Source organism: Mucilaginibacter aquatilis (assembly GCF_009755275.1).
GTDB lineage: Bacteria > Bacteroidota > Bacteroidia > Sphingobacteriales > Sphingobacteriaceae > Mucilaginibacter > Mucilaginibacter aquatilis.
In genome coordinates this window covers 376,156-396,601 of sequence record NZ_WQLA01000001.1, presented here as the reverse complement: position 1 = coordinate 396,601, position 20,446 = coordinate 376,156, and the positions used below count along the sequence as shown (strand labels likewise).

The window sequence follows — 20,446 nt, the reverse complement described above, 5'->3', positions numbered from 1 at the left end:
AAAAATGTAAGCAAAACGTCAAAGCAGCGCGGCTGTAGCAGTATTATTACATTATAGTTGCTTAAATATATCTTCCATAATATTTATTCCTAAGTCAATATGCTCGGGTTCAATAGTTAGTGCAGGCCTGAAACGGATGGTCTTTTCAGCGCAGCCAAGGAACATGGCATTATGCGTAATTCCACCTGCTATGAATTTATCGCGCGTGGCACGGTCTTCAAAATCAAATGCGGTTAACAAGCCTCTACCTCGTATATTGCTAATAATAGGATACTCGGCAGCCACCTTGTGCAACGCCTGTTGCAGGTAATGGCCGGTTGTGGCAGCCTTATCACATAAATTGTCCTGTTCAATAATCTCAAGTATTTTGCCTGAGCGTACCATATCAACCAAATTGCCACCCCAGGTAGAGTTTATGCGCGATGATACGTTAAAAACGTTTTCTTCGTTTTCTTCAACGCGTTTACCAGCCAGCATTCCGCAAACCTGCATTTTTTTGCCAAATGCAATAATATCCGGGCGTGCCTCCTCTCCAAAGTGCTCATGGCACCAAAACTTGCCGCTTAAGCCAACACCAACTTGTATCTCATCATAAATAAGCATCGCCTCGTTCTCATCAGCCAAAATGCGTAGTTCACGGGCAAACTCAGGCCTGATGTGGTTGTCGCCTCCTTCGGCCTGTACAGGCTCAATAATAATAGCGCATATGTCATCTTTATGGTCAATAAAGGCCTGCTTAATTTGGGCTATTGATTCTGCCTCACGTTTAAGTAAGTCCTCATGGTTGGCTTCTGTTTGCGGGTATTGTACGGTTGGGTGAGTAACCCTTGGCCAGTCAAACTTTGCGTACCACTTGGTTTTAACCGGTAAGGTGTTAGTTAAGCTAAGCGTGTAACCCAAGCGGCCATGGAAGGCTTTTTCGAAGTGCAGTACTTTGTGGCCTTTTTCGGTGGTATGCCCTTTTTTAAAGTTTTTTTGCACTTTCCAATCCATTGCGGTTTTCAATGCATTCTCAATTGCAGGCGCTCCGCCGGCTACAAAAAAGGCATGAGGCAGGTAATTGGGTATGCCCACACGATCAAAAGTTTCAACAAACTGTGCGTACTGTGTTGTATAAATATCGGAGTTCGACGGGTTTGACAATGCCGCCAGCATCAGGTCTTTTTTAAAAGCCTCATCATTAAGCATAGCCGGGTGGTTATAGCCTAAAGGCACCGAAGCAAAGCAGGTAAAAAAGTCAAGCAGGGTACGGTCATTCTTTGAATCGTAAATGAAAACGCCCTTGCTTCTTTCCATGTCAAAAGTCAGGTCAAAGCCATCGGCAATGAGATGCTTTTCTAAAATTTGCTGTACGTTTTTAGGGTTAATTGGCATATAACAAACTTAGGGAAGCCAGAGGCAAGAAACAAGAGCCAGGAAACAAGATAAACAGACAGACGTCACACGAATGTGTTATTTTAAGTTTTAGCTCTAGTGTCTGAGCTTAAAACTTCTCCTTCATTCCCAGTAGTCCAAGAAGTCCGCCGCTGTGAATAGCCAGTATATTGCTGCCCTGCTCAAAGGCATCTTTAGCAGCCAAATCAAGCAAAGCATACAGCATTTTTGCGGTGTAAACAGGTTCTATTAATATGCCGGTTGATGAAGTGAAACTTTGCGAAAAGTTAATCAAATCGGGCGTTGTTTTGGCGTAGCCACCAAAATGATAATCAGTATGTATGCTGTAATCTGCTTCAAAATCGAGGAAGCGATTAATTTCGTTACGCATAAAGCCGCCGTTTTTTAAAACAGGGACAGCGTGAAAGTGTGTTGGTAATTGGTGCTCATGCAGACCGGTGATAATGCCGGCGGCGGTTGTTCCGGTTCCGCAGGCACAAAATATATGTTGATAAATTAATGGTAGCTCACTTATCAATTCAGCGCAGCCCTGTACACCCTCGGCACTGGCGCCACCCTCATCAATAAAACAGGCTGCATCGTCATCGCCAAAGTGTTCTTCAAAAAGTTGTGTTTTGTTACGGTAGGAATCCCTGTTAGTAAATATTAGCTTCATGCCATGCATGCGGCATAAAAACAGCGTGTCGTTTTGCACATCTTCACCGCGTACAAATGCGGTACATTTAAAGCCAAATTTTGCAGCTGCTGATGCTGTAGCCAACAGATGATTGGAAAAGGCTCCGCCAAATGTAACCAGGTGCGTTTTACCAAGCGAATGAGCCTTTTGGAGTGTGTATTTAAGCTTACGCCATTTATTACCCGATATAAGCGGATGTATCATATCATCGCGCTTAATAAAAACATTCAGCCCCTTTTGAGCAAACAGCGGATGCTGCCAGGCATCAACCGGGCTGAATATTTCCAAGTCAAACTTCATGCGGTAAAGTTACCACCCAAAACCTATACCTGCGTTAACCGATTTGTATTTGGCTAAGCTGCCCGAAGCGTAGAAGTTAAAAAAGCCAAGTTCGAGTTGGAAGCCAACATCAACCTTTACATCATTAATGCTGGTTTTATTGATAGAAATGGGATTGGTATAAACGGTGTAGGTTGCCAAGCCACTGGTAACCGGAAAGTTCCCTAACAACCCTACATTTGTTTTGGCGGTGTTATAGCCCACAGCAGCAAATGGTGTAAAAACCGAAAGTTTTTTTGAGAAGAGTGCCTGCAGATTGAAGCCGTTAAAATGGCCTTCCAGGCGTTGGTTAGAAAAGTCGGTTTTTCCTGCACTTCCCGGCTCAGGTAAACGGTTGCCACTTGGGCGTACCTCCAAAGGTAACATATAATTAAAGCGAGTATAACCTGCTGCCAGTGCCAGGTCAAATGGTGCCAATTTGCCGCCTATGCCGCCAAAAATATCTTCCATGATGTTGTGTTTCAAGCCAAAACCTATCATGCCTACGGAGCCTACATTATCGCTCAGCTTAGTTTTAGGAATAAACCTAACGGTTACGTCCGTGTGCTTTATTAAGCCAACCGTTAATTGCAATTGCGGAGCAGGTACGACAGGAGTTACACGCTTTGGTAGTGTAAACTCGTCAACTTTCAATCCATTGTCTGAATATAGTTCAAGTGTTGCCGGTGTGGCGCCTTTTTCACCACCAATAGTGGGCGTAATGGCAGGTGATCCTGGTTTTAAACGTGTGTTACTGGAAAGGCCAATTTTAGTTACATCAAAGCTTTTATCGGCGGTGGGTACAAACACACCTGAAGCTGAAATCCGCAAATCAAATCTAAGAAGTCCTTTTGTTTTTGCGGTGTTTGTCCAGCCGTTATTAAGGCCGGTACCAAAGCCTTTGAAAAGCGGATCGGCATAGGCATTAAGCAGTTTATTAGCATCGCCAGGTGCTGATTTTAATAATTGTGAAATACCATCCTGCGCTTTTGCACTAAAATTGAGTACACAAATAGTTGTAATAGTTATGATTAGGGATTTTTTCATATGTAAATGTAATAAAAATTTTACCTGAACATTGGCGGTCAAAAAAAGCCTTATTTTTGTGCCAATGGCTACAGATAGTATTTTGAACGAGGCAGAAGAGCCGGATTTATTTGAACATATGCGCATAGTGGTTGATAAGGGCCAGTCACTGCTGCGTATTGATAAATTTTTGATGCATAAGCTTGAAAATGCCTCACGCAACCGTATTCAAAATGCTATTGAGTTGGGTAATGTGCTGGTAAACGAAAAGCAAGCCAAATCAAGCTATAAGGTGAAGCCCTTAGATGTAATATCGGTGGTGTTACCGCACCCGCCCCGCGATACTGAGGTATACCCCGAAAACATTCCGCTTAATATTGCTTACGAGGATAACGATGTGCTGGTAATTAACAAGCCGCCGGGCTTGGTTGTGCACCCGGGTTATAACAACTACACCGGTACGCTGGTTAACGGATTGGTTTATCATTTTCAGCAATTGCCTACGCTGCCCGGTAATGATGGCCGGCCGGGTTTGGTGCATCGTATTGATAAGGATACATCGGGCTTGCTGCTCATCAGTAAAAATGAGCGTGCCATGGCTTGGCTTGCCCGCCAGTTTTATGAACATACTATTACCCGTAAATACAAAGCCTTGGTTTGGGGTGATTTAGAGCAGAATGGCACCGTAACCGGCTACATAAACCGCAGCGTGGCCGACAGGCGCGTTATGAGTATTTATGATAGCGAGGATAAAGGTAAATGGTCGGTTACGCATTATAAGGTGCTGGAACGTTTTGGGTATGTAACGCTGATAGAGTGCCAGCTGGAAACCGGCCGTACGCACCAGATACGTGCCCACATGAAGCATATAGGGCACCCGCTGTTTAGCGATGCCACTTACGGGGGCGACAAAATATTGAAAGGCACTACCTTTAATAAGTACAAACAGTTTATTGAAAACTGTTTTGAGCTCATGCCGCGGCAGGCCCTGCATGCACAAACGCTGGGTTTTGTTCACCCTACTACCCGTAAATATATTAATTTTGAGGCATCCCTGCCTGACGACTTTGAAGCCGTTTTACAAAAATGGCGTAAATATATTGCAGCCACTGTAGAGCAAAACGCCTGATTCTTTGTTACCCTTAATCAATGATGCCTCTTTTTGTAAATTTTAATGGCCAGCTTTTAGCGGCCGATAGCGCTATATTACCGTTAAACAACCGTGCATTCAGGTACGGCGACGGTTTGTTTGAGAGTATGAGGCTGATTAACGGTCAGCTTAAATTTGCCGACATGCATGCCGAACGCCTGCAAAATGGTATGAAGGTTTTAAAGCTGGAAGGTTACAGCCTGCTTGATACCTGGTTTTTAAAAGAAAAAGCTGAGGAACTTGCAACATGGAACAAAGCTAAAAACGGCCGTTTAAGGCTAACAGTATACCGCGATGCCGGCGGACTTTACACGCCCGACGATAATAAATCGGGTTGGTGTTTGGAGCTGGTACCCGAGGAAACCTCAGGTTACCGTCTTAACCAAAAAGGCTTAATTATGGATGTTTACACTGAGCTTACCAAGCCGGTAAACTTCCTGTCAAACTATAAAACCTGTAACGCGCTACCTTACGTAATGGCAGGCCTTTACAAAAACCAGCACAAGCTGGACGAGGTATTTATATTAAACCAGCAGGGTTTTCTATGCGAAACCATAAGCTCAAACGTGTTTGTTTGGTATAACGAGCACTTATATACACCTGCCTTAAGCGAAGGGTGTGTAGCCGGTATAATGCGTAAAAAGATTATTGATTTATGCATTTCGCTCGAAATACCTGTTACCGAAGCTCAAATTAACCCCGACATACTTCACCAGGCTGATGAAGTATTTATTACCAACGCAACACGAGGCATTCAATGGGTAATAGGCTACGGTATTAAACGTTATTTCAACGGGTTGAGCAAAACATTGATTGATGAGCTGAATAAATTGGTCTGAACGGAATTTTAAGAATTCATAGAATGAACATAGTTTTTTATACTACGGATAGGTAATTCTGTAAATTATAAAAATTCTTAAAATTCCGGTTCAGAAGAGATAATTTCCTTTACTTTGTCTACTAATTATGTGGAGTAATAATATACTGGAAACTATTGGTAACACACCAATGGTTAAGCTTAACAAAATAACTAAAGACATTAAAGCCACCGTACTGGCTAAAATAGAAACTACCAACCCCGGTAACTCTATTAAAGATCGTATGGCTTTAAAGATGATAGAGGATGCCGAAAGAGATGGTCGCCTTAAACCGGGTGGTACAATCATCGAGGGTACATCGGGCAATACTGGTATGGGTTTAGCTATTGCCGCGGTTATTAAGGGCTACAAGTGTATTTTTACAAGTACCGATAAGCAATCAAAAGAAAAGTTTGACGCCCTGCGCGCCTTTGGCGCCGAGGTAATTGTGTGCCCCACCAACGTTGATCCTGAGGATCCACGGTCTTACTACTCCGTATCATCACGGTTAGAGCGCGAGGTGCCTAACTCGTGGAAACCCAATCAGTACGATAACCTGTCAAACTCGCAGGCTCATTACGAGCAAACCGGTCCCGAAATTTGGGAACAAACCGAAGGTAAAATAACTCACCTGGTAGTAGGCGTAGGTACCGGCGGTACTATATCCGGCACGGCACGTTTCCTAAAAGAAAAGAACCCAAACATACAGGTGTTGGGTATTGATACCTACGGTTCGGTATTTAAAAAATACAAAGAAACCGGTGAGTTTGACAAAAACGAGATATACCCTTACATAACCGAGGGTATTGGTGAAGACTTTCTACCGCAAAACGTTGATTTCAGCCTTATTGATCATTTTGAAAAAGTAACTGATAAAGACGCCGCCCTCATGACCCGCCAGATTGCTATGCAGGAAGGCATTTTTGCTGGTAACTCAACAGGTTCGGCCGTTGCAGGTACCCTGCAAATGAAAGACCGTTTTAAAGAAGGCGACGTTGTTGTAATCATCTTCCCTGACCATGGTACACGCTACCTGGGCAAAATGTATAATGAAGACTGGCTGCGCGAGCGCGGTTTCCTAAAAGATGATAAACTTACCGCACGTGATATCATCAGAAAAAAAGACAATCCCGAAATTGTGACTATTGATAGTGAAAAGACCGTTTTGGAAGCTATCAACGTAATCAAATCCCTTAATATATCGCAAATACCTGTCACTCAAAAAGGTATGGTTATTGGCAAGGTTACCGAAAGCGATATACTGGATGCATTACTCGAAAATCCATCACTTAAATCACAACCGGTGCAAACCATTACCACTACGCCGTTCCCTTTTGTGGATTTGAATACCTCGATAGATAAAATTTCGACCTTGATAAACAAAGAGAATATAGCGGTATTAGTTGAAGACGAGCGCGGCAGAATTGAAATCATTACTCAGTTTGATATTATAAATGCGATATCGCTTTGATGAGTGAGGTGTGAGTTAGTGAACGAGTGAAGGAATGTATCGCGATTACATCAATCCGATAACCCAAGCATTATAAATTCTTACCGTCATGCCGAACTTGTTTCGGCATCCCACAGGATAGGTAGATAAAATTATAGGCTATTTTGCATATGGGATGCTGAAATAAATTCAGCATGACATGAAATTCTGAAAATTATCACATTCTGAAAATTTTGATTCAGACAAAAATCACATATTTGCTTAATCTATATTCTTGAATTTATAATATATATCCTTACACCATGGCAGGCAACTCTTTCGGACAATTATTCAGAATAACCACGTTTGGCGAATCGCATGGCGTGGCCATTGGCGTAATTGTAGATGGTTGCCCTGCTGGTTTGCCCATTGATATTGAATACATACAAGCCGAGTTAGATAAGCGTAAACCTGGTCAATCTAAAATTACCACTCAGCGCAAAGAGGCTGATACCGTACAGATCCTTTCAGGCACGTTTGAGGGTAAAACCACGGGCACGCCTATTGCTATGCTTATTCCTAACGAAGACCAGCGTAGTAAAGATTACAGCCACAACACGGACGTGTTCCGGCCTTCGCACGCCGATTATACTTATTTTACCAAGTACGGCATACGCGATCACCGGGGAGGAGGCCGTTCATCGGCCCGCGAAACCGCTGCACGTGTTGCCGCAGGTGCCATTGCCAAGCTATTGCTTAAAACGCAGGGCATTGAAGTGTTGGCTCACGTAAGCAGTGTAGGCAAAATTGATGCACCTAACATCAGCATCACCAACGCACAGGAGTTTGAAACCATTCGCGAAGCCAACATAGTACGTTGCGCCGACCCGGCTACTGCTGAAGAAATGATAGCCCGCATTGACGAGATACGCAAACAAGGCGATACCATTGGCGGTAAGGTAAGTTGCACCATTACCAATTGCCCGGTAGGCTTAGGCGAACCGGTTTTTGATAAGCTGCATGCCGATTTAGGAAAAGCCATGCTGAGCATTAACGCTGTACATGGTTTTGAATACGGCTCGGGCTTTACCGGCAGCGAAATGCTTGGGTCAGAGCATAACGATATTTTTGCAAAAGAATCGGACGGCAGCGTGAAAACGCTTACTAACTTTTCGGGTGGCATACAGGGCGGCATCAGCAATGGTATGCCTATTGAGTTTAAGGTTGCCTTTAAACCCGTTGCCACCATCATGACCAACCAAAACACCATCGACGCCGAAGGCAATAATGCCCAAATACAAGGCAAAGGCCGCCACGATCCTTGCGTGGTACCACGTGCCGTGCCTATTGTGGAGGCTATGGCTGCGTTGGTTGTTGCCGATCATTGGTTAAGGAATAAAGGAAGTAAGTTATAAGAGGCTTAAATCAAACCGTACTGTCATTTCGACGTTAGGAGAAATCTTGTTCAAAGTTTTCTAGCGCAGGTATTTGCGGACGTGTGTATTGGTTAGCTGTAGAGTAGTTTAGCTTGTCGCTTTTCTACCGCTCATTGCCGCTCGGGCTATTACTTTTGGCATAGCCCCAAAAGTAACAAAAACGCCTATCCACAACAATCCCTGCCCGCGCACAGGCAGCTCCCGGCCGGGTGTTGTGGCGGGCCACCGCTCTTTTATAAAATTAATTTCCTAAAATTTAATTCTGTAAATTCTATAATTTACAATCTCTGAATGGAGAGACTCATTAACTTATTGCTTCAGGTAAAACTAATATCGATTACACTGTACTGCTTATTTTACAGTTGGAATGAAATTTGGTTGATTAACATGTAACCAACATGTATTACCTTAATATTAGCCTAAACAATAACAAACCTGCATGACAAGCTACGAACAACAGGCACACATCGAACTTCAGTTTTGGCAGCACCGTATGCAAAAAAAGCCTTCATTTACCGATAAGGTATCTAAAACTGTGCAAACGAAAATAAACGACCTTATTCCTGATAAAGTCCACGCGGCCATTACCACCACTATCGAAAAAATGATAAAAGCCGTGTTGTTTGGTGCTAAGTATACTACCTCTACATCTCCCGAACTCGATACACCATTGCAGTTACGAGAGTCTTTGGTAAGGCAAAAAATAGAAACTTACCGTAATACTGCCACCGTAGAAGGTGCGGTTACCGGTGCAGGCGGCTTTTTAATGGGCATGGCTGATTTCCCGATATTGATTGGGATTAAACTAAAACTGCTGTTTGAAATAGCAGCGCTGTATGGCTACGATGTAAAGGATTACAAAGAGCGTTTATATATACTCTACATTTTTCAGTTAGCATTTTCGAGCCAGCAGCGGCGTAATGAAGTGTATGAGCTGATGGCTGGCTGGCAAGGCTACAGTGGCTCTTTGCCAGGCGATGCAGATGAGTTTGACTGGCGCATATTTCAACAGGAGTACCGCGACTACATTGACCTGGCCAAGCTGGCACAATTGTTACCTGTAATAGGAGCCGCCGTAGGTGCTATTGCCAATTATAAACTTATTGCACAACTAGGCGAAACCGCCATGAACTGTTACCGCATGCGCAAAATCAGTCCGCTGGAAATTATTAAGGAATAATGGTATGTCGCATAGTGTTTCCTCTTACGTGTAATTTCGAGAGACGAGGAATATTGTACTACACTTGAGTTTGGTTCTTTTATCATCAAAAGAACTAAGAGCCACCGCGGCCCGGATGCGGTAGCACAGCGATATGAGATTTAAGTAAGTAGCAACCGCCGTTACATCATCCACAACATTACTGCACTCATCACAATCATTAATCCATCCTCAATAATGGTAACGGTACTCATTGGCAGGTTAAATACAGCCCCTAAGCAGGCGCATTTTATCACTTTTTTATTCAATACGGTTTGCAGCACGCCAACAATGCTTACACTCATTATTACCAGGGTTACCAAGTTAGTTATGGCTGGATTAAAGTTGGTAGCGTAGGCCAAACCTAAAGCCAGTTCGAGCAAAGCATAAATGTAGCCCCAGGCCTTAAACTTACGGGCAATAACATCATACATGGCATAGCTGTCGGCAAAGCCATCGAGGTTAAGCATTTTAAAGAAAGAGAATACCAGGAAAAACCCCGCCATAAATACGCGCATAAACACCAACTCATCAAAACCCAGTAAGGTTGAACCGGCAATAACCGATACCATAATTATGTAGAAGAAAATAAGTACAATGGGTTTATAAGTTTCAAACCAGGTGCGCTTGTCTTCGGCCTCCATGTTCATACTAATAGGGGTCGATGACGTGACCGGTACATCCGTAAGCTGATATTTTGGATACTCTTTAAGGGCATCCTGCAAAACAGTTGTGTTTACATGTTCGTCCATTTCAACGGTAACATCGCCCCTTTCTAGGTTTACAACAGCTTCATTTACATGTGGAACCTGGCTAAGCAGGTGCTGTACTTTATATTGACAACCGGCACAGGTCATGCCGGTCACTTTATAGGTATGTTTCATGTAGCAAAGGTACAGCTTAGGGTAGCCATAACTTTATACAATTAAGGCTATGCTTTTCAAAATTTACAGTTCTTCAATGTTGCGGCGTTTGTTGTCCTTTATGTTTTTGAAGTGACTTGGCGTTAAACCTGTTTCTTTTTTAAACTGGCTTGACAGATAGGCCACGCTGCTGTAGCCCATACGATTGGCAATCTGGCTCAAAGTAAGCTCATCGTAAATAAGCAGTTCCTTCACCTTTTCAATCTTCTGGCTTATATAGTACTTCTCAACAGTAGTACCCTCGGTTTCCGAAAATAAATTACTTAAATAATTATACTCGTAGTGCAGCTGATGAGCCAGGTAGGCAGATAAATTTATAGCTAGGTTTTGTTCATTATGATGAACGAGGTCTATAATAATATTCTTGATTTTTTCTACCAAACGGCTTTTACGGTCGTCTATCAGTTCAAATCCTAAGTGTTTAAGGCTGGTATTCAGCTTATCAAGTTGACTATTGTTAAGATCTTCGGCAACCGTTACTTCGCCTAATTCAATTTGATGAATGTGGTACCCCTCTTTGCTCAACTCATTTTCAACGGCCGTTATACAGCGCCGGCAAACCATGTTTTTAATATGCAGTTTCATAGTTGTATGCAGAAGAACCTAAATTACATTGTTCAAAATGTAATTCTATAAACAAGTTTTACAATAGGCCAAAAGCTTGGTCATTCTATCAAATAAGATCATGTCTTAGCCAAATTAAAAACGGACAGCTGTAAACAAAAATTGTCATCCCTAACAACTGCTAAGTCTTAATACAGGCGGTATTGCCATAATGTAATTAAGATATTTAGCCAACGTTAAAGATGACAATTTGAAGTTGATTGAAAGCTTTACAGCGTAGCGTAATAACGCAGGCTATCGCAAAGTTCTTCTTCGGTACAAATATGATCTATACTGCACTCACCTATTTTGTTAAGTAAGGTACAGTTAACAAAACCATTCTGATTTTTTTTATCGGTTTTCATTAAGCTGTGCAGCAGCGTGTAGCACGATTCATCAAGATCATACTTTGGATAGAGGTTGTTAAGCACTGTAGCAATCTCACTCAATTCTTCAGCGCTTAGTCCTGCCTTTTTATGTGATAGCCATGCCTCGCAAATCATACCTATAGCTACAGCTTCGCCATGGGTTATGTGTTTGCCGTCGTCGTTTTGCAACGAGTAAGTTTCAACAGCGTGGCCAACGGTATGTCCAAAATTCAGGCACTTGCGAAAGCCTTTTTCAAACGGATCATTTACAACAACGTTGTTTTTTATCGCAACCGAACGGTGAATCAATTCAGGAGCAGGAGCGCCGTTGCTGATACCTTGTTCCTTTAACTGGTTCCAATATACAGCATCCTGTATAAGGCCGTGCTTTAACATTTCGGCATATCCTGAAAGTATTTGGCGTTGTGGCAGGGTTTGTAAAAACGTAGGTTCTATAAACACAGCCTTAGGCTGGGTAAAGGTGCCTATAATGTTTTTAAGGTTATCAAAGTCGATACCGGTTTTGCCACCAACCGAGGCATCAACCTGTGATAACAATGTAGTAGGCACCTGCACAAAGTCAATTCCGCGTTTGTAGGTGCTGGCCGCAAAGCCGCCCATATCACCAATTACACCGCCGCCCAAGTTAATCATGAGGCTGTGGCGGTCGGCGCCAAAATCAATCAGCATCTTCCAAATGCCCGAACAAAAATCAATATTCTTGCTTTCCTCACCGGCGCTAACCTCAATTACATCGTATTTATCGTTCAGGTGTTCTAGGTGGCTTTGCAGTAACGGTAAACAATGTTCGCCGGTATGCTCATCAGTCAATATAAAAAAGCGGGAGTAATTGCCTTTTTCAATCAGATTAACCAGTTGGGTAAGGGTATCGTTAAAAAAAACCGGGTAATCAATACTTTTAATCGTATCCATAAACTAAATCACCACAATTTTTTGCGACCTGAATTCAACTACATCGCCACGTTTTACCTTTAGGCGTTTACGGTAGTCAACCTGTCCATTATACTTAACTTCACCTTCGGTTACTACAATTTGTGCTTCACCACCGGTGTAAACCAGTCCGGTTGCCTTAAGCAACTGTATCAGAGGAATAAAGTCACCGTCAAGTTTAAATTCAATCATGGTGCGGCAAAAATAAACTATTACATCAAAAAATGAGTTATCAGTTTGATTTTCTAATTTTGTGCGATGTTTGACCAACAAGATTCTGTTCCACCCGTTAAGGGAAATTTATCATTCGAAAATACCGAAATAGCTTTTAAACATGCATCTAACGCCGATTTGAACCGCGCGTACTGGTTGTTTAAAGCCATCAACAATAATTTTTTAGTAAAGATAGGTCCGGGTATTACCAATTTTGCCATGGGCATAGGTTTGCCCATAAAAGGAATTATTAAGGCTACCATATTTAAGCAGTTTTGCGGGGGCGAAACCATTGCAGAATGTGATGCTACCATTAAAAATTTGTACAAAGGCGGCGTTGGCACCATACTCGATTACTCCGTAGAGGGTGAAGAAGACGAAAAAGTATTTGATGATACCCGCGATGAAATCATCGGTACTATTGAGCGTGCCACCGGCGACCCGGCAATTCCCATCACTGTATTTAAGGTAACAGGGGTAGGGCGGTTTGGCTTATTAGAAAAGCTTGATGCCGGAACAAAACTGACAGAAGCTGAAGAGCTGGAGTGGCAAAAAGTACAAGCACGCGTTCAGGCCATATGTAACAAGGCTTACCAGGCAGGCATACCGGTAATGATAGATGCCGAAGAAACCTGGATACAATTGACCATTGACCGTTTGGCCATGAGTATGATGCGCCGTTACAACCGCGACAGGGCCATTATTTTTAATACGTATCAAATTTACCGTCACGACAAGCTGGCATCATTAAAGGTTGACTTTGACATTGCCCGTACCGAAGGTTTCTATTTGGGCGTAAAACTGGTACGCGGCGCTTATATGGAGAAGGAGCGTAAACGTGCTGCTGAAATGGGCTATCCATCACCCATACAGCCCGACAAAGCCTCCGCCGACCGGGATTACAATGATAGTTTGCGTTTTTGTGTTGAACATGTTGACCGCATTGCGCTGGTTGCAGGTACGCATAACGAAGATAGCTGCCGCCTGCTTGCCGATTTATTAAACCAGCTGCGTATACCTCATAACCATCCGCATGTATATTTTTCGCAATTGCTGGGCATGAGCGATAACCTAAGCTTTAATTTAGCTAATGCAGGTTACAACGTGGTGAAATACGTGCCTTACGGACCGGTAAAAGCCGTGATGCCATACCTGTTCAGACGCGCTAACGAAAATACAGCCATTGCCGGACAAATGAGCCGTGAACTCAGCCTGATAATTAAAGAAAAGAAACGCAGAAAGATTTAATTTGGTGATGATCTGATGTAAAGATACCATCTGAATTTTTTAGCTGTATTTTAAAGAGCGCCGGCATAAACATGCCGGCGCTCTTCGTTTTCAAAAGCCTGCTTAAGCAGGAGACTGTACCGGAAAACTGCGGTGGAAAAGAAGTTTCACGGATAAAAAGGAGTAGACGTTGATGGCTTTTGTTATCTGCAATGTTATAAAATTGCCCCAAGATTAAATTAGCGCATTCTGATAATATTATCTATAAAATAGGTAGAATTTACTGCAACAAAAGTGTTCAATAAGCCGTTGTAAGTATTGTAAACCAATTATTTAACCTTAAAACGTAACAATATGGCCGAGCTAAATGCATCTCCCGCAAAAAATGATGGCAAAAAACCGCTGCGCAAACCTCAAAGCCTGCGCGTTGACCTTACCGCTATGGTAGATTTGGCTTTTTTGCTGGTGACTTTCTTTATGTTGACTACTACACTGTCAAAGCCAAAGGCAATGGATTTAGCCATGCCTGTTGATGCTGAAAACCAAGCTGTAGCTCAAAGCCGAACGGTAACGCTTTGCCTTGGGGCCGATAATAAGGTTTTGCTTTACCGTGGCTTGCCTGGTAATACAAACGTGGAAGTAATAGATTATGGCAGGGAAGGGCTTCGAAAAGCACTTTTAAGCAAGCAGCAACTTATCAAACAACAAACTGGTAAACCTATGCTTGTTATTCTCAAACCAAGCAACCATTCAAAATACGGTAATCTTATTGATGCGCTTGATGAGTTAAACATTACACAAAACAAGCAATACGCTATTGTTGATATTGACGATAAAGATGTGGACATGCTCAAGCAGCAGTCAATTTATTAAAGATATAGGGTAGTCATTTTACAAAACCGCAAGGCAATTAAAGCTTCTGCGGTTTTTTTGTGCGCTTTAAGCCGCTGCAAACCAATTGAAATACGTTATCTTTTTGCAAATTGAATAATAAAAAAATCAAAGTATAGTTTTACCTTTGTACCCTGAAAATTTTGAGATTTGGCAAGGTATGCACTTGTCAAAAACCTCATTAATTGTGTACAACGGTTAAAACCCAGATGAACAGATGAGTGATAAGGTTGCGGTTTTAAGTTAGGCCATGTACGTTTTTTTAATGGGCTGTAAGCAACAACATTATGGGTTTTAAAGATCAGATTGATATAACGCGGCTTCCTGAGCATGTAGCCATTATTATGGATGGTAATGGCCGTTGGGCTAAAGGAAAAGGCAAACTGCGTGTATTCGGTCATCATAACGGAGTTGTATCTGTACGCGATGTAGTTGAGGGCGCCGGCGAAATTGGTGTAAAGTATTTAACGCTATATACCTTTTCGGCCGAAAACTGGAATCGCCCGAGTTTGGAAGTTACAGCTATTATGGAGTTGCTGGTGAGCACCATCAACAAGGAAATAAAAAAGCTGATGCAAAATAACGTAAGGTTAAATGCTATAGGCGATTTAGAAATGCTGCCGGGTAAATGTCACCGTGAATTGATGGGTGCCATTGAAAAAACCAAAGGTAATACCGGGCTTGTACTTACTCTGGCTTTAAGTTACGGTTCGCGCAGGGAGATGGTGCAGGCAGTCCAAAAAATTGCAGCTAAAGTACAGCAGGGCTTGTTAAAGCCCGAAGATGTAACTGAGGAAGTATTTTCGCAACATTTATATACACACAACCTGCCCGATCCTGAACTGCTTATCAGAACAAGCGGGGAGTTTAGAATAAGCAATTACCTGCTTTGGCAAATTGCTTATGCAGAGTTATATTTCACTCATAAACTTTGGCCCGATTTCAGGCGCGATGACCTGTTTGAAGCTATTTTAGATTATCAAAAACGCGAACGCCGCTTTGGAAAAACCAGTGAACAGGTTAACTAATTTTTCTTTTAACAAATTTTAACAAACGTTTAAATTACTTTAGCGGCACAAAATATTCGGATGAATAAATTCTTTTTTGCAATTCTCTTTTCCCTTATCAGTTCGGCAGCCATGGCACAATTTGGTGGCGGTAACCGTTTAAACCGGTCGGCTGTTTCTACTGATAGCTTGAGCTACCTCAACCCTAAAGATTATATTATAGGTAATATCACCGTGTCGGGTACCAAAAACCTCGACAAAGATGTGCTTATTCAAATTGCCAAAATCAACAAAGGCGACCGCATTAATCTTCCGGGTGAAGCATCTGCTAACATCCTGAAGAACATGTGGAGCCAGGGTTTGTTTGATGACGTTCAATTATACATTACCAAAATTAACCTTGATACGGTTTACCTTGAATTGAGTGTTACAGAGCGCCCGCGTTTGTCACGTTTGCGCATGACAGGTATACGTAAAGGTGAAATTGAAGATGTGCAAAAGAAGCTGAATGATAAAACCGGGAAAATTGTAAACGAAAACCTGCTTAATACCACAACGGCAATTATTAAAAAGCATTTTAATGAGAAAGGCTATCTGAATACCACAGTTGACATTAAACAACTGCGCGACCCGGCCGATTCAAACAGTGTTATACTGAACGTTGCTATTGATAAAAAGCAAAAGGTAAAAATCAACGAAGTTATTTTTGAAGGTAACGAAGCTTTCAGTGATGCCAAGCTGAAAAAGTTTTTACCTAAAACCCGCGAGCGTAAGTTTTATAACATATTTGGTTCAAAAAAATTTAAGCAAGACCAGTACGAAGAAGATAAGCAGGCCCTGATTGAAAAAATGCAGGCCAAAGGCTACCGTGATGCTGAAATTTTGAGCGATTCGGTTTGGAAACATGATGACAATACCGTAAACGTAAAGCTTAAAGTTTATGAGGGCCACAAATACTACTTTGGTAATGTTACATGGACAGGTAATGCCCGCTACTCTGAAACCGTACTGAACAAAATATTACGTATTAAAAAAGGTGATGTATTTAGTGAGGAAGAGTTAAGCAAACGCCTTAACGGTGGTACGCCTGATGGTAATGATGTAAACTCATTATACCTTGACGACGGATTTTTAACATTCAACTCCGAGCCGGTACAAACACGTATTTATAATGATACTATTGACCTTAACATTCGTATATACGAAGGTGCTCAGTATACTATTAACCGCGTAATGGTTAAAGGTAATGATGTTACCAATGACAGGGTTGTAATACGTGAGCTTGCAACTAAACCTGGTCAAAAGTTCTCGAAGGCACTTATTGTGCGCAGTACGCGTCAAATTACCCAGTTAGGTAATTTTGATGAAACTAAAATTGATCCTAAACCAACCAACATCAACCCGCAAGATGGTACGGTTGATATTTTATACAACGTAGTTGAAAAGCCGTCTGACCAAATTGAGCTTTCGGGTGGTTTTGGTGGTGGCCAGTTGGTAGGTACGTTAGGTTTAACGTTCAACAACTTCTCATTGCGAAACCTGTTTAACGGTAAAGCTTACAAACCGCTTCCAAAAGGCGACGGTCAAAAGTTGAGCTTGCGTGGTCAGGCCAACGGTCGTAACTATCAAAACTTTTCGTTCACATTTTCTGAGCCGTGGTTAGGTGGTAAAAAACCTATTTACTTCAGTTTATCAGCTTACACGCAGTTAAGTTCAACCGGTCAATTCTATCCAAAGTCTGACCCACGCTACAACTTCCTCCGCATTAACGGTTTGGGTGTAACCTTGGGTAAGCGTTTAAACTGGCCTGATAACTACTTCCAGTTAAACTACTCGTTAAACTTTGACCACTATACGCTTGACAGATTTTCGGGCTACCTGTTCCAAACCGGTACCTCGTACAACATCAAGTTAACGCAGGAGCTTAGCCGCAACTCAATTGATGCGCCTATTTATCCAACCAGTGGTTCAAACATACGCTTTACATTGCAGGTAACTCCGCCATATTCATTGTTCAACAATACAAACTACCGTATTGCCCCACCCGAGGAGCGTTACCGTTTTGTAGAGTACCACAAATGGAAATTTGATGCACAGTGGTTCACTAAAATTACCGGTAAATTGGTGTTAATGACCCAAACCCGTTTCGGCTTCCTGGGTTCTTACAACAAGCTGGTTGGTCAATCGCCGTTTGAGCGCTTTAAATTAGGTGGTGATGGTATGGCAACCTACCAATTCCTTCAAGGTAGCGAGATTGTTGGTTTACGTGGTTATCAAAACTTTTCATTAGTACCGGTTGGTAGTAACTACAGCGCCGATACTAACCCTGGTAGCCCAATTTATAACAAGTTTACCCTTGAAATGCGTTACCCTGTTATTGCAAGTCAGTCGGCCACAATATTTTTATTAACATTTGCCGAAGGTGGTAATACATGGAACAATTTCCGCGATTATAATCCGTTTAATATCCGACGTTCGGTAGGGGTTGGTGCAAGAATATTTCTTCCTATATTTGGCTTACTTGGGCTTGATTACGGTTACGGGTTTGATAAAATCCCGGGCATTCGTGATGCAAACAAAGGCCAGTTCCACTTCTCTATCGCGCAAAGCTTAAACGGTGGATTTAATTAACAGAAAGATGAAAAAGATAATATTAACTATAGTAATTGCGTTAATCAGTGTTTCTGCATCATGGGCACAACGTTTTGCCTATGTTGATTCCGATTATATACTGAAACATATACCTGAATACGCTTCATCGCAAAAGCAATTGGCAGCACTGTCTGACCAGTTTCAAAAGCAGGTTGATTCAAGATTTCAGGAAATAGACAGGTTGTATAAAGCCTATCAGGCCGATCAGGTTTTAATGACACCTGAAATGAAGAAACGCCGTGAGGCAGAAATTGTAGACAAAGAGAAAGCTGCAAAGGATTTTCAACGCTCAAAATTTGGTCCTGACGGAGAATTATCACAACGTAGCAGTTCACTGGTTAAACCAATTCAAGAAAGGGTGTCTAAAGCTGTACAAGCAGTTGCTGAGGGTGAGAACCTGGATATGATTTTTGACAAAAACAGTGAGGTAATGATGTTGTACGCTAATCCGCGGTATAATAAAAGCGACGCCGTTGTTACCCGTTTAGGTTTAAAACCTGGAGCATTTGCGAGATAAAGTTAATTTGATTAAAATAGCACACGATTAAACACAGAACAATACAAGAGAAATGAAAAATTTATTTAAAGTTGCTTTAGTTGCAGTATTTATGTTAGCGACGGCGGGTTTTGCTAAAGCACAGACTAAGATTGGTTATATTGATTTTAACGGCGTAATTGAAGCAATGCCCGACTTAAAACCAATCCAAACTCAATTGCAGACCTATCAAAAAACTTTTATTGATCAGTCGCAAAGCATGCAGGCTGAGTTTCAGAAAAAAGGTGAAGCTTACGAAAAAGGCAGACAAAGCATGACTGATGCTGCCCGTACAGCTGCTGAATCTGAATTACAGGATATGCAAAAACGCATTCAGGATTATAACAGAAATGCTGAGCAACAAGTACAAGCTAAAAGCTCTGAGTTATTCAAACCTTTGAGCGATAAAGTTAAAACAGCAATTAACGCTGTTGCTAAAGAAAAAGGTTACACTTATGTACTTGATTCAACCACTACTGGTTTAATTGTATCGCCTGCGGGAGATGACCTTATGCCGGCAGTTAAAGTTAAATTAGGTATTAAATAATACAACTGTAAACTTAAAGTATAGAGGCGAGGGTATTACCCTCGCCTTTTTTATTTTTGTGCTATGCAAGTTACAAGGCCCATTGGGGTATTTGATTCAGGAATAGGAGGTTTAACCGTATTGCGTTCTATTATTGAAAAGCTGCCGCAGTATGATTACCTATACCTGGGCGACAACAGTCGCGCTCCTTATGGTAACCGATCTTTTAACACCATCCATCAATATACCTGGGAGTGTGTTCAGTGGTTGTTTAAGCAGGGGTGCCCGTTGGTTATACTGGCCTGTAACACGGCATCAGCAAAAGCATTACGCACCATTCAGCAAAAAGACATGCTTGCTAACTATGTTGACAAAAAGGTATTAGGCGTTATTAGGCCCACTGCCGAAGTAATAGGTGATTACAGTAAAAGCAAACAAATAGGCGTTTTAGGCACCACCGGTACTATTCAATCAGAGTCATATCTCCTCGAGATTAAAAAATTTTTTCCGGATGTTGAAGTACATCAGCAGGCCTGCCCATTATGGGTGCCAATAATTGAGAGTGGTGAGTACAATAAGGCGGGGGCCGACTATTATGTAAAACTTTACATTGATGAGGTGTTGGCAAAATCGGCCGAGATTGACACCATACTATTAGCGTGTACACATTATCCTTTATTGCAAAGCAAAATTGAAGGGCATTTACCACCACTAATAAAAGTGGTATCTCAGGGGCAAATAGTGGCCGATAGCCTTGCCGATTATTTGAAAAGGCATACTGACATCGAAGAGAATGTTACCCAAACTTGCACCCGCCGTTTTTTTACAACTAGTGACGATACCACTGATTTCGACGAGCATGCCTCCGTGTTTTTTTCGTCACCGGTAAAATCTGAATATACGTCGTTAACAAGCGACAATTAGTATATATCAAACTTGTTGTAAACAGTCGGGATGCAGTGTTGATGGCCATCATCTGTAATCATAAATTCATACTCTACCAGTACAATAGAATAATTCCAAATAGTGCCTCATCATCTGCATATAAATAGCTAAGTTTGCAGC

At 42.0% G+C, this 20,446-nt stretch carries 19 protein-coding genes; 12 read left to right on the top strand and 7 right to left on the bottom strand.

All coding sequences use genetic code 11. The features are described from left to right. Nucleotides 1-51: 51 nt before the first annotated feature. The 3 genes from lat to GO816_RS01875 form a co-directional block, all read right to left on the bottom strand. Nucleotides 52-1,374, bottom strand: coding sequence for an L-lysine 6-transaminase (gene lat / locus GO816_RS01885; protein ID WP_157539658.1), 1,323 nt, complete (start codon nucleotides 1,372-1,374; stop codon nucleotides 52-54). A 109-nt stretch (nucleotides 1,375-1,483) separates the two neighbouring features. Further along, nucleotides 1,484-2,371, bottom strand: coding sequence for a 1-aminocyclopropane-1-carboxylate deaminase/D-cysteine desulfhydrase (locus GO816_RS01880; RefSeq protein ID WP_157539657.1), 888 nt, complete (start codon nucleotides 2,369-2,371; stop codon nucleotides 1,484-1,486). Nucleotides 2,372-2,380: 9 nt separating this feature from the next. Beyond that, nucleotides 2,381-3,436: a DUF6588 family protein gene (locus tag GO816_RS01875; protein WP_157539656.1), complete on the bottom strand. Its 1,056-nt coding sequence runs from the start codon at nucleotides 3,434-3,436 to the stop codon at nucleotides 2,381-2,383. 64 nt (nucleotides 3,437-3,500) lie between these two features. On the opposite strand from GO816_RS01875, the gene GO816_RS01870 reads away from it, so the two are divergent. The 5 genes from GO816_RS01870 (at nucleotide 3,501) to GO816_RS01850 (ending at nucleotide 9,467) form a co-directional block, all read left to right on the top strand. Then, nucleotides 3,501-4,544, top strand: a complete 1,044-nt coding sequence (locus tag GO816_RS01870; protein ID WP_157539655.1) for an RluA family pseudouridine synthase — start codon at nucleotides 3,501-3,503, stop codon at nucleotides 4,542-4,544. A 20-nt stretch (nucleotides 4,545-4,564) separates the two neighbouring features. Continuing rightward, nucleotides 4,565-5,404: an aminotransferase class IV gene (locus GO816_RS01865; RefSeq protein ID WP_157539654.1), complete on the top strand. Its 840-nt coding sequence runs from the start codon at nucleotides 4,565-4,567 to the stop codon at nucleotides 5,402-5,404. 127 nt (nucleotides 5,405-5,531) lie between these two features. Continuing rightward, a complete protein-coding gene (locus GO816_RS01860) occupies nucleotides 5,532-6,893 on the top strand; it encodes a cystathionine beta-synthase (RefSeq protein ID WP_157539653.1) in 1,362 nt (453 codons plus the stop codon). A 281-nt stretch (nucleotides 6,894-7,174) separates the two neighbouring features. Next, entirely contained in the window at nucleotides 7,175-8,266 is a 1,092-nt protein-coding gene (gene aroC / locus GO816_RS01855) for a chorismate synthase (RefSeq protein ID WP_157539652.1), read from the top strand. A gap of 460 nt (nucleotides 8,267-8,726) precedes the next feature. Then, nucleotides 8,727-9,467 carry an EcsC family protein gene (locus GO816_RS01850; RefSeq protein WP_157539651.1) on the top strand — a complete coding sequence of 247 codons (741 nt, stop codon included), beginning with the start codon at nucleotides 8,727-8,729 and terminating at the stop codon, nucleotides 9,465-9,467. Between the two features lie 161 nt (nucleotides 9,468-9,628). Here the strand turns inward: GO816_RS01850 and GO816_RS01845 are convergent, their stop codons facing one another. The 4 genes from GO816_RS01845 to GO816_RS01830 form a co-directional block, all read right to left on the bottom strand. Further along, the gene (locus tag GO816_RS01845; RefSeq protein ID WP_157539650.1) at nucleotides 9,629-10,369 is read right to left on the bottom strand and encodes a heavy-metal-associated domain-containing protein; all 741 of its coding nucleotides are present in this window, start codon (nucleotides 10,367-10,369) and stop codon (nucleotides 9,629-9,631) included. A 63-nt stretch (nucleotides 10,370-10,432) separates the two neighbouring features. Further along, the gene (locus tag GO816_RS01840; RefSeq protein ID WP_157539649.1) at nucleotides 10,433-10,993 is read right to left on the bottom strand and encodes a helix-turn-helix domain-containing protein; all 561 of its coding nucleotides are present in this window, start codon (nucleotides 10,991-10,993) and stop codon (nucleotides 10,433-10,435) included. 248 nt (nucleotides 10,994-11,241) lie between these two features. Then, nucleotides 11,242-12,312: a 3-dehydroquinate synthase gene (aroB, locus tag GO816_RS01835; RefSeq protein WP_157539648.1), complete on the bottom strand. Its 1,071-nt coding sequence runs from the start codon at nucleotides 12,310-12,312 to the stop codon at nucleotides 11,242-11,244. 3 nt (nucleotides 12,313-12,315) lie between these two features. Further along, a complete protein-coding gene (locus tag GO816_RS01830) occupies nucleotides 12,316-12,522 on the bottom strand; it encodes an RNA-binding S4 domain-containing protein (protein WP_157539647.1) in 207 nt (68 codons plus the stop codon). A gap of 66 nt (nucleotides 12,523-12,588) precedes the next feature. On the opposite strand from GO816_RS01830, the gene GO816_RS01825 reads away from it, so the two are divergent. The 7 genes from GO816_RS01825 to murI all read left to right on the top strand — a co-directional run bounded on the left by GO816_RS01825 (nucleotide 12,589) and on the right by murI (nucleotide 20,305). Continuing rightward, nucleotides 12,589-13,791, top strand: a complete 1,203-nt coding sequence (locus tag GO816_RS01825; RefSeq protein ID WP_157539646.1) for a proline dehydrogenase family protein — start codon at nucleotides 12,589-12,591, stop codon at nucleotides 13,789-13,791. A 333-nt stretch (nucleotides 13,792-14,124) separates the two neighbouring features. Further along, nucleotides 14,125-14,643 carry an ExbD/TolR family protein gene (locus GO816_RS01820; RefSeq protein WP_157539645.1) on the top strand — a complete coding sequence of 173 codons (519 nt, stop codon included), beginning with the start codon at nucleotides 14,125-14,127 and terminating at the stop codon, nucleotides 14,641-14,643. A 305-nt stretch (nucleotides 14,644-14,948) separates the two neighbouring features. Next, entirely contained in the window at nucleotides 14,949-15,689 is a 741-nt protein-coding gene (locus GO816_RS01815; protein ID WP_157539644.1) for an isoprenyl transferase, read from the top strand. A gap of 60 nt (nucleotides 15,690-15,749) precedes the next feature. Continuing rightward, complete coding sequence (gene bamA / locus GO816_RS01810) at nucleotides 15,750-18,299, top strand: outer membrane protein assembly factor BamA (RefSeq protein ID WP_157539643.1); 2,550 nt, start codon at nucleotides 15,750-15,752, stop codon at nucleotides 18,297-18,299. A 7-nt stretch (nucleotides 18,300-18,306) separates the two neighbouring features. After that, the gene (locus GO816_RS01805) at nucleotides 18,307-18,837 is read left to right on the top strand and encodes an OmpH family outer membrane protein (RefSeq protein WP_157539642.1); all 531 of its coding nucleotides are present in this window, start codon (nucleotides 18,307-18,309) and stop codon (nucleotides 18,835-18,837) included. A gap of 52 nt (nucleotides 18,838-18,889) precedes the next feature. Next, on the top strand, nucleotides 18,890-19,402 hold the full coding sequence (locus GO816_RS01800; RefSeq protein ID WP_157539641.1) for an OmpH family outer membrane protein: 513 nt from the start codon (nucleotides 18,890-18,892) through the stop codon (nucleotides 19,400-19,402). Between the two features lie 63 nt (nucleotides 19,403-19,465). Next, the gene (murI, locus tag GO816_RS01795) at nucleotides 19,466-20,305 is read left to right on the top strand and encodes a glutamate racemase (RefSeq protein WP_157539640.1); all 840 of its coding nucleotides are present in this window, start codon (nucleotides 19,466-19,468) and stop codon (nucleotides 20,303-20,305) included. Nucleotides 20,306-20,446: the final 141 nt, after the last annotated feature.

What these genes read in the sequence shown, in the direction of transcription:
- GO816_RS01800 (WP_157539641.1), top strand. Translation starts at nt 18,890, where the DNA reads ATGAAAAATTTATTTAAAGTTGCTTTAGTTGCAGTATTTATGTTAGCG.
- GO816_RS01825 (WP_157539646.1), top strand. Translation starts at nt 12,589, where the DNA reads ATGTTTGACCAACAAGATTCTGTTCCACCCGTTAAGGGAAATTTATCA.
- GO816_RS01880 (WP_157539657.1), bottom strand. Translation starts at nt 2,371, where the DNA reads ATGAAGTTTGACTTGGAAATATTCAGCCCGGTTGATGCCTGGCAGCAT.
- murI (WP_157539640.1), top strand. Translation starts at nt 19,466, where the DNA reads ATGCAAGTTACAAGGCCCATTGGGGTATTTGATTCAGGAATAGGAGGT.
- GO816_RS01865 (WP_157539654.1), top strand. Translation starts at nt 4,565, where the DNA reads ATGATGCCTCTTTTTGTAAATTTTAATGGCCAGCTTTTAGCGGCCGAT.
- GO816_RS01875 (WP_157539656.1), bottom strand. Translation starts at nt 3,436, where the DNA reads ATGAAAAAATCCCTAATCATAACTATTACAACTATTTGTGTACTCAAT.
- GO816_RS01805 (WP_157539642.1), top strand. Translation starts at nt 18,307, where the DNA reads ATGAAAAAGATAATATTAACTATAGTAATTGCGTTAATCAGTGTTTCT.
- aroB (WP_157539648.1), bottom strand. Translation starts at nt 12,312, where the DNA reads ATGGATACGATTAAAAGTATTGATTACCCGGTTTTTTTTAACGATACC.
- GO816_RS01870 (WP_157539655.1), top strand. Translation starts at nt 3,501, where the DNA reads ATGGCTACAGATAGTATTTTGAACGAGGCAGAAGAGCCGGATTTATTT.
- GO816_RS01830 (WP_157539647.1), bottom strand. Translation starts at nt 12,522, where the DNA reads ATGATTGAATTTAAACTTGACGGTGACTTTATTCCTCTGATACAGTTG.
- GO816_RS01845 (WP_157539650.1), bottom strand. Translation starts at nt 10,369, where the DNA reads ATGAAACATACCTATAAAGTGACCGGCATGACCTGTGCCGGTTGTCAA.
- GO816_RS01860 (WP_157539653.1), top strand. Translation starts at nt 5,532, where the DNA reads ATGTGGAGTAATAATATACTGGAAACTATTGGTAACACACCAATGGTT.
- GO816_RS01815 (WP_157539644.1), top strand. Translation starts at nt 14,949, where the DNA reads ATGGGTTTTAAAGATCAGATTGATATAACGCGGCTTCCTGAGCATGTA.
- bamA (WP_157539643.1), top strand. Translation starts at nt 15,750, where the DNA reads ATGAATAAATTCTTTTTTGCAATTCTCTTTTCCCTTATCAGTTCGGCA.
- GO816_RS01850 (WP_157539651.1), top strand. Translation starts at nt 8,727, where the DNA reads ATGACAAGCTACGAACAACAGGCACACATCGAACTTCAGTTTTGGCAG.
- GO816_RS01840 (WP_157539649.1), bottom strand. Translation starts at nt 10,993, where the DNA reads ATGAAACTGCATATTAAAAACATGGTTTGCCGGCGCTGTATAACGGCC.
- aroC (WP_157539652.1), top strand. Translation starts at nt 7,175, where the DNA reads ATGGCAGGCAACTCTTTCGGACAATTATTCAGAATAACCACGTTTGGC.
- GO816_RS01820 (WP_157539645.1), top strand. Translation starts at nt 14,125, where the DNA reads ATGGCCGAGCTAAATGCATCTCCCGCAAAAAATGATGGCAAAAAACCG.
- lat (WP_157539658.1), bottom strand. Translation starts at nt 1,374, where the DNA reads ATGCCAATTAACCCTAAAAACGTACAGCAAATTTTAGAAAAGCATCTC.